Below are 17123 nucleotides of genomic sequence, written 5' to 3'. Positions count from 1 at the left end.
TTCATGATTGGATTCGAGCTTTCAAATTGAACTTTTTCTATTTTTTTGTTTCAACTGTATTGTAATCCTGAACATTAAGGAAAACTTTAAGCAACTTTTAATGGGATCTCTTATCGCCTCATCCTTGATCTATATCTATCTATAAGAATAGATGTTCATGATATATCATTTTAAGTCTATATACCTATCCAGAATATACTTGCTACTATTGTAGTTTTCTTCATCTTGCTTTACAAAAAAGAAAAACAAGCAAAAGAATAAGCTTAATTTAAATACTGTAAATACGCACTACTCTACAAATATCTACAGCACTATCCCAATGTGAGCATATGTTTTTGTCATTCAATTAATTAACCTTTCTTAAAAAAAGAAATTAAACAAATATCAAAATTGGAGATTTCAGTGAATAAAGCATAGATCCATAGAATCTTCTGTATATCATTAAATGCCGGTAGCTTTTTTGCTAAATTACCAAAAAATATTAACGCATCTTTTTAATCAAGCTTCTATTGTAAGAAAGCAATAACATAGTATTTTAAAATTTTTTAATTTGCTGAATCAAAGCTTCTTTACCCAACAAATATAAATTGCTTTTTCGGATTACATAGAAAAAATATGTGATTTTTTTTGCCAGCGAATTGTTTGTTCAACAAACTCATCATTAATAAATAAAATCAATAAGTTAAATTTTTTTCCATCATAAAAAGTATGTTGCTTTCCTGTAGCTTATCAGAAAATTTTGTACCTTTTGATACTAAATTATATTTTTTAGCTTGAAAGAAACTCTTAAAAATCACCACAAAAATGGCAAATCATTTTTGAACTGGATCAATATTTGAGTAAAAATAGTGGCTTTATAATTGATAAAGCTTTGAGTTATAAATGCCACCACTGTACTCAAACCATACAGACTAATCTTAGTATCAATTAGATTCTTGCTGATAGTTGACATGATGCACTAACTCCGTTAGGCTTTTCAGAAAGTAAATCAAGTAAAAATGAGCAAATATTTTCTGACTTTAGTTGCCTCGAGAATGACCGTATATATTTTCTAGGTTATCCCGTATTGGAAATCAGGAAAAGTTTTCTTATCAGTAATTAAGATGTCTATGACATTCAAATAGCCAGCAGGTGGATTTGCAGAAAATTATTGATCGTGCCTAAATAAAAAGAAAAGTGCTAATCACAAAAATGATTTCTTCTGATCCATCTACCGATTTTAAGGATTTACTGCATAGAGATACAAATCTGTATGTTGATGAAAATATCATGTTAACAGTAGCATCTGAAAAGTTTTCTCCCACTCTTTATGAGATTATCAACTTCAACAGAGAATATTTCAGCCAATTTATGGCTTGGCCAAGCTTCGTAAACCATGAAAACGATACATCCAATTTTCTTAACTCATGTCTACGCGCACATAAAAATAATGAGAGTAAAACATACGTTATTTTGTTTAATAACAACCCAGTGGGTTTGCTTTCTTTTAATAGCATCGATAAAGGAAATAAAACCGCATATATTGGATACTGGCTCGATATAAGAGCGCAGGGTAAAGGAATTATCAGACGTGCGATTAAAACATTAATTGATTACTATGCATCACATTGTATTATAAAGCGCTTTGTAATCAAATGCTCCACTGTAAATCAGAAAAGCAATAAAGTTGCTCAGCATTGTGGCTTTATATATGAAGGAACACTTAGAAAGGCGGAATATTTAAATGGAATTTTTCATGATCAAAATATTTACAGCTGGATTTCACCAAATATGTGATAAATTGACCGTAAGCGATTATAACTAAAGTATATTTATAAATATCATGATTATAAATTTGATTAATAAACACTTAAAAAATTAAGTTATAGAAATCTTCAATGTTCACAAAAATTTGCAATAATCAGTTTTATATCTAAAAGATTACGATATCATACCGTTATTTTGCACCTTAAGACAACAATATGTCCATCAGTCATATACAAAGTACTGGAGATAAACTGTTTACAGAATTAAATCTTAGATCTTAGCTATCTTCACACATTCAATAAAAGATGCTCTTTGTTCTGCATAGTAAATTAAACAGTATTAATAGGGTAGCTTTATCTTGCACCATAAGAGTTATAAAAACTTTAACTCACTTCACTAACAAACAAAACGCTTGAATAGCTTGACTCGCTATACACCGAATTTCTTTTAGAATTCATACTTGAAACACACATTGAATGATCGCAATAATTTCTTCTACACAAAATTGCATTTTGCTATAATATATTATGCAATACATAATATTATATTCTCTAAAGTTTGTACCCTAGATTCAATTAATTTGTAATACCTTGTTTGTTCCAAAAACCTTGTAAAATCAGAAGAATAATCTCTATCTTTGTTATGATTTTGCTTTTTAGAAAAATTTTTATCTATTTCCTCAACGTCAACTCCCATAATTTTGGGAAACAACACTGCATAAACAGCTAAATGAGTAGACGAAACATCCCTTTTGTAGTTACTTTATTGTACCACATGATTATTGCGTTCTAAAGGTTTCAAAAATAATTTATTTGAAATCATAAGAATTATTAAAATATTTTTCTCCTTTACGACTCACTCTTAACATGCTTCCATAGAAGGAATTACCTTTTTTTGAGTAATTTTAGTTTTAATAATTAAAGGGAACCTCCCAAAAATGGATTATAAACAAAATTCCAACGAAAATCATCGCAGCAAACTACAACGTGGATTAGATACTCGCCATGTGCAACTCATCGCCATTGGTGGCGCTATTGGAACAGGTCTTTTCATGGGATCAGGAAAAACAATTAGTGTTGCAGGTCCTTCAATTATATTAGTTTACGCTATTATCGGCTGTGTTCTCTATTTTGTGATGCGCGCTATGGGAGAATTACTGCTTTCCAATATACAATACCGCTCCTTTATTGATTTTTCCGCTGATCTGCTAGGACCAGGAGTTGGTTTTTTTATTGGCTGGACTTATTGGTTATGCTGGGTTGTAACTGGAACTGCAGAGATTATTGCTATCATAAATTATACACATTTTTGGTGGCCTTCACTCAATGCATGGGGAATTGCTTTCATTTGTGTTATTTTCTTTTTAATGTTTAATCTTTTAGCAGTAAAACTATTCGGTGAACTTGAATTCTGGTTTGGTCTCATAAAAATCATAGCAATATTAGCATTAATTATTGTTGGATGTTTTATGATTTGTACAGGCTTTACCTCTCCAAATGGCACTGTTGCCTCTCTCAGTAACGTTTGGAACGACGGAAATATTTTTCCTAGAGGGCTTACAGGTTTTTTTGCTGGGTTTCAAATTGCTCTTTTTTCTTTTGTCGGCATCGAGCTTACTGGAACAACTGCAGCTGAAGTCAAAGAACCTAAAAAAATTCTACCAATGGCAATTAACTCAATACCTCTTCGTATTGTACTATTTTATATATTTTCTCTCATTGTGATTATGTCAGTTACACCTTGGGACCAAGTTATTCCAGACAAAAGCCCATTTGTTGCAATGTTTTGGCTTATTGGCATTCCAATAGCTGCTAGCTTGGTAAATTTTGTTGTTCTTACATCAGCAGCATCTTCCGCCAATAGTGGTATTTTTTCTACCAGCCGCATGGTGTATGGGCTTGCAACTAAACGAGGAGCACCTCGTCTTTTTGAAAAACTTTCCAGTAACCGTGTTCCAGCCAATGCGTTACTCTTTTCTTGCATATGTATTTTATTAGGATACACAGTCTCATCGCTATCTTCGAGTGTTATACATGCGTTTACAATTGTAACCACTATCGCATCGATCTTATTTATATTTGTATGGTCTGTAATTTTAATTAGTTATATTATGTATCGTCATAATCGTCCTGCACAACACGCAACTTCCATCTATAAAATGCCAGGAGGCGTTATCGTATGTTGGGCAATTTTAGCGTTCTTTGCTTTCATAATCTTCTTGTTGACGTTAGAAACTGATACTCTAATAGCCTTAAAATATATTCCATTATGGTTTATCTTCTTAGGCGCGATGTATTTAATATTTGCAAAAAAGAACTTTATCAAAGATAAAAAATAAAATTTGTATATAAAAATATACTAATAAAGGGTAACTTTTGTTACCCTTTATTATTTAGTATATACGTTTAAAAATAAAAAATTTAATTACGCTCTTTATTAACCAAAGCGTTAGATTTAATCCAAGGCATCATTGCACGAAGTTTTTTTCCAACTTCTTCAATAGGATGACGGTCATTTAAACGTCGCATAGTTTTAAAATGAGCAGCACCAGCCTTGTATTCTTGAATCCAATTCGATGTAAACCTACCCGTTTGAATATCTTTCAAAATACGCTTCATTTCTGCTTTAGTTTCATTAGTAATTACACGTGGACCAGACATATATTCGCCCCATTCAGCTGTATTGGAAATCGAATAATTCATGTTTGCAATGCCACCTTCATACATAAGGTCAACAACAAGTTTAACCTCATGCAAACACTCAAAATAAGCCATTTCTGGCGCATACCCTGCTTCTGTTAATGTTTCAAAACCTGCACGAACAAGTTCAACAAGCCCCCCACAAAGAACAGCTTGTTCACCAAAAAGGTCTGTTTCACATTCTTCTCTAAAGGTTGTTCCGATGATACCAGCGCGCCCACCACCAATACCACACGCATAAGATAACGCTATATCATGAGCATGTCCCGAAGCATCTTGCGCAACCGCAATCAAGCAAGGAATGCCACCACCATGTTGATATTCATTGCGAAGTGTATGACCTGGACCTTTGGGAGCAATCATTACAACATCAACTGTTTTCTTAGCTTCAATTAAGCCGAAATGAATACTTAAACCATGAGCAAAAGCAATCACTGCCCCATCACGTAAATGGTCATGAATATGCTCTTTATAAATATCAGCCTGCAACTCATCAGGTGTTGCCATCATAATCAGATCTGCCCACTTTGCCGCTTCAGCAACACTGACAACCTCAAAGCCATCTGCAATAGCTTTTTTAGCTGTCACCGAATCTGGACGCAAAGCAATCTGCACATTTTGAACACCAGAATCTCTTAAGTTTAAGGCATGCGCACGCCCCTGTGAACCATAACCAACAATAGCTACTTTTTGTTCTTTAATTAAATTAATGTCCGCATCATGATCATAATAAATATCCATGAAAACACTTCCTTATATTTATATTTAAGCTAAATTTTAGATATTTTTATTGAATAAAAGTCAAACTTCTCATCATCACTTCGTGCATAATAAATAACAAAGTCAATTATTCATAACACTACCGCAATTGAATAGTCTTTACATATTGCATAAAAAAATACGACCCCCCCCAAACCTTGCAAAAACGTATCTAAATCTAAAAGGATAGATTTTACCCGCTGTTCAAAATGATGTATCATACAAGATAAAATTGTGAAGAAGAATATATACTTTATACTCTTCGCTCTACGTAATAAACCCTTATATCCCTAAAATTAAAATACACCATGCAGTCCCTCGAGCATGAACCAAATTAAAGCGGATAGCAAGAAAAATATCATTCACACAATCTTGCGCACTATTTTAAATAAAAACAATATTTTTAAAACTTTATCTTTATTTCTTTTTAAAGACCATATAAGAAGATCTCATTAACCATCTTCACAACTAAGAGCATCTCTACAAAAATATTTAATGCACTAAACCACACAAAAGAATAAAGATTTTAAATAAATAATCAGCCAAATAGTACCACAATGTCATTTATCTTAAGCATATGCAAAACTGTTCTTAAAAAAGATTATGACAATAACCGGATGAACCGCTGAACAGTCTCACGCATTCCATATTCCAATGCGTCGGCAATAAGCCCATGACCAATGGAAACTTCATTAAGCCAAGGAATATGATTAACAAGAGCAGGAAGATTAGTAATTGTCAAATCATGACCTGCATTAACACCTAATTGCAGCTCTTTGGCTTTTGTTGCCGCTAAAATAAGTTTATTCAATTCCTGCTCTTGTTTTGTCTTATCTTTAAACGCACCACCATAAGGTCCAGTATAAAATTCTACACGATCAGCACCAATCGCTTTAGCAATATCAAGACCATCTGTAACAGGATTAGCAAATAACGATACACGAATTTTTTTTTCTTTCAAGCGCTGAACAATGGGCATCAAAAATTCCGCATTATGAATAAAATCCCAACCATGATCAGAAGTTGATTGAGCTGGATCATCAGGGACAAGAGTAATCTGATCGGCATACTTTTCTGCCAAATCCAAAAACGTATCACTTGGATAACCTTCAATATTAAACTCTGCAGTAGGAAAAGCACTAGTAATTAAACAATGTATGTCTGGTAAATCAGCAAAACGAATATGTCGTTCATCTGGTCGTGGATGAACCGTCAAACCTGCTGCGCCAGCTGTGAGCGCTATATGCCCAATATTTTTGATATTAGGCCATGGAAGATTACGCCGATTACGCAAAACAGCAACAGCATTGAGATTAACCGAGAGTTTGACCATCATGCACATTCCCATATATAATTTTAAAGGCAGAAAAAAGATACATACCCCAGCATAATCTTAAACAATAAAAATATTTTTTTCTATCGAACAATTGTCAAATGCTCTGCCGCACGTGTAATTCCAGTATAAAGCCAGCGTGCATACATGTCACGAAATGCAAAACTTTCGTCAAATAAAACCACATTATCCCATTGAGATCCTTGCGCTTTATGAACAGTTAATGCATATCCATAATCAAAATCATCATATCTTTTTTTCAATTGCCATGAAATTTCATTATCAGGATTTTCAAACACTGCTTTTAAAAGCTTAATCTTCACCACTCCACGCTCACTCTCTTCTGGCTTAATGAGAAGATTAATACCCGGTTTCACAGTTTCCTTCTGTGAAGTCATGACTTTCCATAAAGAACCATTCAACAAGCCCTTAGCGGGATCATTGCGCAAACACACAAGTTTATCACCCGCTTGTGGATAATCTGCCGTAAATCCCTTCAACTCACGCAAACGCTTATTATAAAGGTGACGTGTTCGGTTAACTCCTACCAAAAGCTGATCAGCATCCAAAACCAATTGTTGATCCACTTCTTTACGCGTAACAACACGAGCTCTCCCATAGTCACCATAAGCAACATCACGCCCTTCACGCACATCCATTGCTAAACGAACAATCGGATTATCACGCGCTTGTCGGTGAATTTCTGAAAGAAGGAAATCTGGCGTACCATTGGAAAAAAAACCACCTCCTGATATCGGAGGCAACTGACCTGGATCACCAAGAACAAGTATTGGCGTCCGAAAGCTCATTAAATCACGCCCTAATTGCTCATCCACCATTGAACACTCATCGATAATAATAAGCTTAGCCTGTGCTGCCGAACTTCTTCGATTTAGTGCAAATGTAGGCGCAACAGATTTCTTCCCTGTAACCTCATCGGCAACTTCTTCCTCTCCACGTGGACAATAAATCAATGAATGAATAGTACAGGCATTGCTCGCACCTTTAGAACGCAAAACCTGTGCTGCCTTACCTGTAAACGCAGCAAACTGAACAGAGCCATCAACTGTTTCCGCAAAATAGCGAGCAAGTGTTGTCTTCCCCGTTCCCGCATAGCCAAAGAGACGAAAAATAGGAGAACGCCCATCCTTTAACCATGCAGCAACAGCCTTCAATGCATTATCTTGTTCCGGTGAAAACTGCATAATTTATCAAAATAAGATTCGCATAAAAAGAGCAAGTATTTTGAAAACAAAGCAAATACCAACAAAAATCTTTGTCATTAAAATTTTTTGGTACATGGACATCCAACCACTCTTACAATGCTTCCATAATTTAAAAATTTGCACCCACGTAAACTTGTGCAACCATCTGGATCAAATTTCATTTTTATTGATCAAAATATTTTATTCTACAACAACATACAAACAGCAAAACTGATACACACAGTAAACTTAAAAAATTTGCATATAAGCTGCCGCTAAATCATATACGTAACTACAAATACCTTATACACAACACTGTCCTTCAATAGGAATAGCATTCGCAACTGCTTCACCGTTAGCCTCATCAGGCAACAACATATCATTATGCGCACACCCAGACGGAATCATTGGAAAACAATTTTCTAAATTATGAACACGACAATCAAAAAAAACTGGCTTATCACAGTTAATCATCTGCTGTATTTTATCATCAAGCTCATCTGGTTTGGAACAATGAATACCAACCGCTCCGTAAGCTTCCGCCAGCTTAACAAAATCAGGCATTGATTCTGTATAAGAATGAGAAAGACGATTGCCATGCAGTAATTGCTGCCATTGGCGAACCATGCCCATATACTGATTATTTAAAATAAAAATTTTCACAGGTGCATTATGCTGAACTGCTGTTGCAAGCTCTTGAATATTCATCTGAATTGAAGCATCACCAGAAACACATAAAACAAGCGCATCAGGATGTGCGATTTGCACACCAATAGCAGCAGGCAAGCCATAACCCATAGTTCCAAGACCACCAGAAGTCATCCAATGATTGGGTTGATTAAAATGATAATATTGTGCAGCCCACATCTGATGCTGCCCAACATCAGTTGTGATATAAGCGTTCGCATCTTTAGTAAGAGTATAAAGTCGTTCAAGAGCATATTGTGGCATAATAACATCTTTTTTCTTTGCATATGCTAATGAATTCCGAGATTTCCAGCGATTAATTTGTGCCCACCATACATCACGGCTTTCGTTCTTAAATATTGGTTGGCGCATACACAAACGCTGCATCATATCTCCTAAGATATAAGCCACATCGCCCACAATAGGAACCTCCACTTTCACTATCTTATTGATGACAGAAGGATCAATATCAATATGAATAATACGTGCATAAGGCGCAAACGCATCAAGTCTCCCAGTGATACGATCATCAAACCGTGCACCAACAGCCAACATAACATCACAATCGTGCATAGCCATATTCGCTTCATAAGTTCCATGCATCCCAAGCATTCCAAGCCAATTTTTCCCAGAAGCGGGATAAGCGCCAAGTCCCATTAATGTTGAAGTAATCGGAAAGTCCCCTAATTGAACCAACTCACGCAAAAGCTGCACAGCTTCAAGACCTGATGAAATAACACCACCACCAGAGTAAATAACAGGACGTTTTGCTTCTACCAAAAGAGAAACAGCACATTCGATAGCCTTCGTATTTTCTTTCGGTTGCGGATAAGAACGCATAGATGTTAGTATTTGAGGCGCTCTATAAATACCCGAAGCAAATTGAACATCTTTAGGAATATCAACCAAAACTGGTCCTGGACGCCCTGATTGAGCAATATAGAAAGCTTCATGAATGACTGCCGCAAGATCATTTACATCTTCAACAAGACAATTGTGTTTAGTGCAGGATTTTGTAATACTAACCGTATTCGCCTCTTGAAAAGCATTTGTTCCAATCACCGTTGTTGGCACTTGACCAGAAAAACAAACAATAGGAATAGAATCCATTAATGCATCTTGCAGGGGTGTTACAGCGTTAGTTGCACCTGGACCCGAAGTTACAAGCATAACGCCTACCTTCCCTGTGCTGCGTGCATAACCTTCAGCAGCATGACCTGCTGCCTGTTCATGACGCACCAAAATATGCTGAAGTGAATCTTGTTGATAAATGACATCAAAAATAGGAAGGACAGCCCCACCAGGATAACCGAAGAGATGTTTAACCCCTTGATCAATAAGAGCTTGAATTACCATTTCAGCTCCCGACATTCTTGTGCCGTCCGCACTCTCTTTTACTCTTAGATGATCTGTCATTTTTCCCACTCGTATTTTATAGTATAATAAAAAAGGCTCCTAATGGAGCCTATTACACGCAAAAAGCATATATCGTATACCCCCCAATTTTCAATGCATAACGCATCATGAGAAAGATATTCCCTATGGTAAAAACTTTAATTCCATCAATATAAATCGTCAATCAAAAACTACCATTCTAAAAATTTTCCATTTAAAGTGCTCTCTCTTTCTTGAACTACCTTTTAATTTTCTGCAATTCTTTATACGAAGAAATGAGTGTCCATTTCTCATCAAACTGATTGCGAAACCACGTCATCTGCCTCTTTGCATATCGCCTCGTTTGTGTTTTCGCTATTTCAACAGCATCCTCAAAACTTTTATATCCGTCTAAATAAGCCATCAGCTCACGTATACCAATAGCTTTCATCGCCGGCAATAAAGGAGAAAGCATGAACTTTTTCATAGCAAAAACCTCTTCTAAAGCCCCTTTCTCAATCATGCAATGAAATCGTTGATTAATGCGCTCATAAAGCAACTGACGCGGTGGAATAAGAAGAATTTTTTCTGAACAATCTGACGCAATCAAGGGTGTTGTTTTTTTCTTTTGCCACCAACTCAACCTTTTTCCAGTCGCTTCATAAACTTCCAAAGCGCGTATAATACGTTGACCATCTTGCGAGGAAATTTTTTCCGATAAAGGAGTATCAACCTGTAATAACTGGCGATAAAGACTTTCAGCCCCCTCTTCATTAAGCCGAAGTCGCCATTTTTGCCGCACAACATCTGGAACATGAGGAATTTCTGAAATCCCTTCTAAAAGAGCACGAAAATAAAGTCCTGTTCCTCCAACAAAAATAAGTGACTTCGACGTAAATGTAGTTACAATTTTATCAACATCACGTAACCACTGCCCTACTGAATAGTGAAAAGCAGGATTGACATAACCATAAAGATAGTGCGGAACGATTGTCGTATCTGCTTTTGTTGGTCGCGCCGTTAAAATATTCAAAACATCATAAATTTGCATAGAATCAGTATTAATAATGATAGCATCTTTTTCTTGCGCTACTTTCAACGCTAGCGCTGATTTACCGCTTGCAGTGGGACCTGCTATCAATGTGACTGTTCTTTGTGTCATGAATGGAAACCTTTTATGCCCATTAATCAACAATCTATCGTAATACCCATGACTTCTCCAAAATCTAGCACTACACTCAGTATTAGGAATGGTTAAATCCTCAAAGTGAAAATATAAGCGATATCTGCCCACTTAAGTGAGGAGGATATATGGAAGCGACCCTTTTTTTGGCATGATAAAAATTAGCACAACAAAGATTCCCCAAAAAACATAAAAGCAATCCATTTATTTTGAGGTCATCAATTTATAATAAACATTTGCCACAAAAAACTACCCCGCAACTGCTAAAATAAATACCACTTGCAAAATTATTATACAAAATAACGCTAGCTCATCACTTATATCAGGTAATTTTCTCTTTTTATATAAAAAGGGAAGATATCTTTTAACCACGGCATAACATCATATAAATCATCTTAATGATGAAGAGAACAATTTCTAAAAGCTAAATGATTCCGTTTATAAAAACACACAAAAAAATAAAGTGTGAAAACTTTATTAAAACTTTCAAACTCTTTTTGTAAACTTTTTTCTCTTAACAAGAGAGCAAAATAGAGTAAACAATACCTCTAAATTACTGATCTTACATCATCGTTCCGTATAATGAAACTTTCCCAAATCGAAGAGCACTAATCTATTTGGATCGTTACAACTCGTAATTCTCCATCTGAACGAGCAACAACAAATGAGGCGTATTTGCGCCCAGCTTCACGTAATTTGTAAAGCCGTTTTTTTACTTCATCAATCGTTGTAACTGCACTCTGATTGATATCAACAATTACCTCACCAACGCGAATATGTTTTTTATCCGCTACACTATTTTGCGCAACAGATGTCACAACCAACCCACTAAGCTTATCAACAATTGAATAATGCTTGCGCACATCATCCGTCAACTCAGATAATGTCATTCCCATAAATTGCATTACCGTACTTTTTAATACAGCATCACTTTTTTTATCATCAGATCCTTCCAGTGTATTTTCATTTATATCTGTCTCAACCAAACGACCAAGCTTAACTTTTACTGTTTTTTCTTGTCCATTACGAAAAACTGTGACCTCCACCACCTTTCCTGCTGGACTTTCCGCGACTAAACGCGGCAAATCATGCGCGCTTTTAATCTTAACACTCCCAAAACGAAGGATAACATCTCCAACATGCAACTGGCTATTATCTACCTCTGTATGTTTCATTTTTCCTGCAACTAAAGCACCCATAGCATCATCTAGTTTCAAATTTTTTGCAATATCCTCTGTCACTGGTTGAATACGAACAGCCAACCAACCACGCCTTATTTCTCCAAAATCACGCAACTGATTGATAACAGAAAGTGCCAGATCAGATGGTATGGCAAAACCAATACCAATCGATCCTCCAGAGGGGGAAACAATTGCCGTATTAATCCCAATTACCTCACCATTTCTATCAAATAATGGACCTCCAGAATTACCCCTATTAATCGCGGCATCCGTCTGAATAAAATTATCATAAGGACCAGCATTAAGATCACGATTGCGCGCAGAAACAATACCAACTGTTACACTTCCACCAAAACCATAAGGATTTCCGATAGCCATAACCCATTCACCAATGCGCACTTTTTCTGAATCACCAAAACGCACAGCTGTTAATTTTTTTCTTCCTGCTTCCACTTGAAGTAACGCCAAATCAGTTTTACTATCTTTGCCGAGCAACTTTGCTTTTAGCTTTGTACCATCAGTAAAATTAACTACAATATCATCAGCCTCAACAATGACGTGGTAATTGGTAACGATAAGCCCCTTTTGCGCATCAATCACAAAACCAGACCCTAAAGAACGTACCTTTTGAAGTTGGCTACCTTTTTGTCCTTCTTTTGGAGAAAAAAAATCACTAAAATATTCCTGCAATAACGAATCTTGTGGAATAACAGGTACAGAAGTATTTTCATCCTGTTCAGTTCCTTCAATTATCTGCACTGTAGAAATATTCACCACTGTCTTCAAAAGTTCAGCAGCTAAATCAGGAATAGAGGGGGGCATATTGGTGGGTGGAACAGCAGCAGACCAATTCGTTGCTCCTGATAAAAATAAAACAACACAGATAATAACTTTTGTGACAAAATGCTTCAGAGACGTATTTTTATCCATGATATATTTTTAACCAATACTGCAGATAGAACCACTAAATCCATTAATGCGAAATCAGAATAGCCTTATAACATACACTATATCTTCACCATACAAAAACACACACTAAGTCTTTCATGAACAGCTTACAGTCGCAATCCATTGCCCCATTTATTTTTCCACGGATTTTGAACCAATATTACTGAAGCCAGTATTCACTGCTGGAGAAAACGCTCTGTTTTCTTGCGGCGGATTACGAAAATAAAAAAAGAAAGTCTCATTTGGTGAAATCACCATTGGTGTACGCTCCAAATTCCTATACTGTTCCATTGCTAACCAAAAGTCGTAAAAAGATGGATTAGTTTCCCGTGCATTTAATAAAATGCGAATACTTTCAGCCTGACCTTCACCACGAGTAATTTCTGCATCGCGCTTTGCCGCCGCTACAATTTCTTCATATTCACGATTAGCTTCTGCCACGATACGATCCCGCTCTTGCTGACCACGCGCACGAATATTTTCTGCTGCAGCCTCACGTTCAGCTGCCATTTGCCGATATACGTCTTCTGAAACAGCATCCGTCAAATCGGTTTTGCGAATACGCACATCAACAATGGTAATACCTAATGAACCAGCATCTACAGAAAACTGCCTCTGGACTTCAGCCATCATCGCACCCCGTTCATCCGATAAAGCTGCTTTAAATTCTCGCTTACCATAAACGGCACGCAAAGCGTCAATAAAACGTGGCGCAAGATTTTCACGCGCTGCAATGTGTGGACGCCCTGATGCAATACGCTGTAAAAATAACTTAGGATCTGCAATACGATAAATAAAGAACGCATCCACTTCATAATAAGCACCACCACGAACCTGTACAGATTGTGTCGGCACGTCGTAGCGCAACAACCGATTATCGACAATAACCTTCTTATCCAAAAATGGCACCTTCAAATAAATACCAGGGTCAGACTCTACCTTAACGATTTGTCCAAAACGCTTAATTGCCACCTGCTGACGAGGATAGACAATAAAAATGGACATCCACAAAGCCATCAAAACAAGCAATACGGCACTCAATATAAACAAGAAACGAGATTGCTGCATAATTTAGCGTCCTCCAGAAATGCTAAAATCCAATGGCGATACGGGATGCGTTGATGTTGTCTTCGCTTGTTCTGATAAATTTCTCTGTAGTAATTCATTCAGAGGTAAATAAGGTACCACTGGAGAATCTGTTTGATCAAAAACTAACTTATTCGGTGAAGAAAGAAGACGCCCCATCATCTCCATATAAAGACGATAACGAACAGCCTCTGGTGAAATCGCAGCTTCACGAGCTATAGCCTGAAAACGCTCAGCGCGTCCTGTTGCTTCTTCAACCATTTGTGCCTTTTTACCTTTTGCAATTTCCCGTGTGCGCGACGCTTCTCCATTCGCTAAACCAATCTTAGTAAAACGCACACGATTCCCCTCTTCAATCATCCGCCCACGTTCTTGCTCTGCCTGCTGCACAGAATTAAATGCAGCAGCAACCTTAGTGGGAGGAGCAGCTTCACTAATCGATACACGGTTTATCTCAACACCAAGTTGATATTTATCCACTGTCAACTGAATAATCTTTCTAACGTCATCAGCAACTTCTTCTTTTTTATCACGTAAAACATCATCAACAGGACGAGAGCCAATGACTTCACGCATCGCACTCTCAGCAACTTGACGCACCGTCCCCTCTTGATCATTCACATTGAATAAAAATTGACTAGGATGTGAAATTCGATAATAAACAGAAAAGTTAACATTAACAATATTCTGATCACTCGAAAGCATCAAACCTTCACTTTGTTGCATCTGACCAGACTGACCACCAATCGCGATTGTTTTTTCTGTTAAAGGTACCTTCATATAGGTCTCAATTGGCCAAAAATGGAAATGCAAACCATCACCAATAACTTCTGCTTTAGGCACACCAAAACGCAATTCCACAGCTTGTTCATTTTGCTGAACAATATAAATAGACTGGTACAACCAAAAAAATACAGCAAACAAAAACAATAAAACAAAAAGACCACCACCACCAAATTGCTTGAGCTGATCCTGTCCTTTACGCAAAATATCATCAAGGTTGGAATTATTGTCACCACCATTGTTACCACTAGAGCCAAAAAGATTTTTAGATGATGCCTTTTTGTCACCACCAAATCTACTTTTATCGCTATTCCATGGGCCACCGCCATTTTGATTTGTCCAGGGCATCATTACCTCTTTAACTTAGTACCATTAATACCAATCATTTATCTGATCTTATAGGGCGCCTCTTATCTGATTACAATACAATCATTAGTCTTTTCATTCATTAGTCTTTTCATTTAACGATGAATGATTCCCTCGCTCATAGACCACAAAGCGTGTTTGATGACTATCTTTATCTCCGTCTGGAATATATTGTGTCTGCACAATAGTCCATTTTTCTTTATCGAACACAGGAAAAAAACTATCACCTTCAATGGAAGCCAAAATCTCTGTAAGAAATATTTTATCAGCAATATTCAACCCTTGTTGAAAAATTTCACCTCCACCAATAATAAAAATTGCATCTGCACCATTTTGGATAGCTGCATCTTTTGCTATAGAGCAAGCTTGAGCCAAAGAGTGAGCGATAATAGCGCCTTCTGCTGTAAATGTACAATCGCGAGTAATCACAATATTTGTGCGCTTTGGCAAAGGGCGCCCAAGAGAATCCCAAGTTTTTCGCCCCATAATGATGGGTTTACCCAAAGTTAAAGCCTTAAAGCGCTGCAAATCCGTTGATAAGTGCCAAGGCATCGTACCATCACGACCGATAACACCATTTTCTGTAACAGCTGCAATTAAACAAATTGGAAAAGTCATATCGCTACTGATGCCTTTATGTGCGGCTGTGCTTCATAATTAAGCAATTCAAAATCCTCAAATTTAAAAGAAAAAAGATCTTTCACCTCTGAATTTATACGCATCAGTGGCAAAGTATTTGGCACACGAGACAACTGTAATCTAGCCTGTTCAAAATGATTAGAATAGAGATGAGCATCACCGAGAGTATGAATAAAATCACATGCTGTAAGACCGCTTACTTGCGCAATCATCATCGTTAATAAAGCGTAGGAAGCAATATTGAATGGAACACCTAAAAAAATATCCGCTGAACGCTGATAAAGTTGGCAAGATAATTTACCATCAGCAACATAAAATTGAAAAAAACAATGACACGGCGGTAAAGCCATTTCTTCTATTAATGCAGGATTCCATGCAGATACAATCAATCGGCGAGAATGAGGCATTTCCTTAATCATAGTCAAAAGATTACTGATTTGATCAATATGACGCCCATCAGGAGTTGGCCAAGAGCGCCATTGATAGCCATAAATAGGGCCAAGATTCCCCTTTTCATCAGCCCATTCATTCCAAATTGATACACCATGTTCTTTTAACCATGCAATATTTGTGTCACCTTTAAGAAACCACAAAAGTTCATAAATGATCGAACGTAGATGCAATTTTTTCGTTGTCAACAAAGGAAACCCAGCCTGTAAATTAAACCGCATCTGATACCCAAAAACTGATCGCGTCCCCACACCAGTTCGATCTATGCGGTCAGTACCATAATTTAAAACATGGGATAAAAGATCAAGATAAGTTTTCATAGTAAGTATTATGACCGATTCTATTGATTACAGAAAATAAAAATTACAAATTTCATAAAAATACAATTTTAAACATCCCACACAAGAAATTATCATGATATGATTAAAACTTTGACGCAAGTCATAAAATACTGTAATCAGCTTTTTCAGTTTTTAAAGAGTATAATGAAAATTTTGGCGCGATAAATACTGTAATCATCTTCTTTTTTAAAAGGTAAACATACATAAAAGTACAAGAGGGGAAATAATTTTATGGGAAGTCAAACAGCTTTAGCACCAAATGATACAAGAAAACGTGTTTTGTCCATCGTATCTAGCGCATCAGGCAATCTGGTAGAGTGGTATGATTTTTATGTCTATTCTT

Annotated in this window: 12 protein-coding genes; 2 read left to right on the top strand and 10 right to left on the bottom strand. The window is 36.5% G+C overall.

The window, feature by feature from the left end:
• The first annotated feature begins 1191 nt into the window (after window positions 1-1191).
• Window positions 1192-1776 carry a 50S ribosomal protein L7/L12-serine acetyltransferase gene (gene rimL / locus ACMFKV_RS04540; protein ID WP_413154608.1) on the top strand — a complete coding sequence of 195 codons (585 nt, stop codon included), beginning with the start codon at window positions 1192-1194 and terminating at the stop codon, window positions 1774-1776.
• 907 nt (window positions 1777-2683) lie between these two features.
• On the top strand, window positions 2684-4084 hold the full coding sequence (locus ACMFKV_RS04535; protein WP_336288277.1) for an amino acid permease: 1401 nt from the start codon (window positions 2684-2686) through the stop codon (window positions 4082-4084).
• A gap of 82 nt (window positions 4085-4166) precedes the next feature.
• On the opposite strand, the gene ilvC is transcribed toward ACMFKV_RS04535, so the two are convergent.
• The 10 genes from ilvC to ACMFKV_RS04485 all read right to left on the bottom strand — a co-directional run bounded on the left by ilvC (window position 4167) and on the right by ACMFKV_RS04485 (window position 16759).
• Complete coding sequence (gene ilvC / locus ACMFKV_RS04530) at window positions 4167-5186, bottom strand: ketol-acid reductoisomerase (RefSeq protein WP_336288276.1); 1020 nt, start codon at window positions 5184-5186, stop codon at window positions 4167-4169.
• 619 nt (window positions 5187-5805) lie between these two features.
• Window positions 5806-6540 carry a pyridoxine 5'-phosphate synthase gene (locus tag ACMFKV_RS04525; RefSeq protein WP_413154607.1) on the bottom strand — a complete coding sequence of 245 codons (735 nt, stop codon included), beginning with the start codon at window positions 6538-6540 and terminating at the stop codon, window positions 5806-5808.
• An 80-nt stretch (window positions 6541-6620) separates the two neighbouring features.
• A complete protein-coding gene (locus tag ACMFKV_RS04520) occupies window positions 6621-7742 on the bottom strand; it encodes an ATP-dependent DNA helicase (RefSeq protein ID WP_413154606.1) in 1122 nt (373 codons plus the stop codon).
• A gap of 303 nt (window positions 7743-8045) precedes the next feature.
• The gene (locus tag ACMFKV_RS04515; protein WP_413154605.1) at window positions 8046-9845 is read right to left on the bottom strand and encodes an acetolactate synthase 3 large subunit; all 1800 of its coding nucleotides are present in this window, start codon (window positions 9843-9845) and stop codon (window positions 8046-8048) included.
• A gap of 217 nt (window positions 9846-10062) precedes the next feature.
• Complete coding sequence (miaA, locus tag ACMFKV_RS04510) at window positions 10063-10965, bottom strand: tRNA (adenosine(37)-N6)-dimethylallyltransferase MiaA (RefSeq protein ID WP_413154604.1); 903 nt, start codon at window positions 10963-10965, stop codon at window positions 10063-10065.
• Between the two features lie 629 nt (window positions 10966-11594).
• Window positions 11595-13097 carry a Do family serine endopeptidase gene (locus ACMFKV_RS04505; RefSeq protein WP_336288271.1) on the bottom strand — a complete coding sequence of 501 codons (1503 nt, stop codon included), beginning with the start codon at window positions 13095-13097 and terminating at the stop codon, window positions 11595-11597.
• A 150-nt stretch (window positions 13098-13247) separates the two neighbouring features.
• Complete coding sequence (gene hflC, locus ACMFKV_RS04500; RefSeq protein WP_336288270.1) at window positions 13248-14183, bottom strand: protease modulator HflC; 936 nt, start codon at window positions 14181-14183, stop codon at window positions 13248-13250.
• Between the two features lie 3 nt (window positions 14184-14186).
• Window positions 14187-15332 (bottom strand): FtsH protease activity modulator HflK, encoded by a 1146-nt coding sequence (gene hflK, locus ACMFKV_RS04495; RefSeq protein ID WP_336288306.1) that lies wholly within the window; start codon window positions 15330-15332, stop codon window positions 14187-14189.
• 93 nt (window positions 15333-15425) lie between these two features.
• Window positions 15426-15968 carry a dihydrofolate reductase gene (locus tag ACMFKV_RS04490; RefSeq protein ID WP_413154603.1) on the bottom strand — a complete coding sequence of 181 codons (543 nt, stop codon included), beginning with the start codon at window positions 15966-15968 and terminating at the stop codon, window positions 15426-15428.
• A complete protein-coding gene (locus tag ACMFKV_RS04485; RefSeq protein WP_336288268.1) occupies window positions 15965-16759 on the bottom strand; it encodes a thymidylate synthase in 795 nt (264 codons plus the stop codon). Before ACMFKV_RS04485 ends, ACMFKV_RS04490 begins: the two co-directional genes overlap by 4 nt.
• Window positions 16760-17123: the final 364 nt, after the last annotated feature.

It is taken from the genome of Bartonella propinqua (assembly GCF_047263965.1).
Taxonomy (GTDB): Bacteria; Pseudomonadota; Alphaproteobacteria; order Rhizobiales; family Rhizobiaceae; genus Bartonella.
This window is presented reverse-complemented; position numbering and strand designations above follow the sequence as displayed.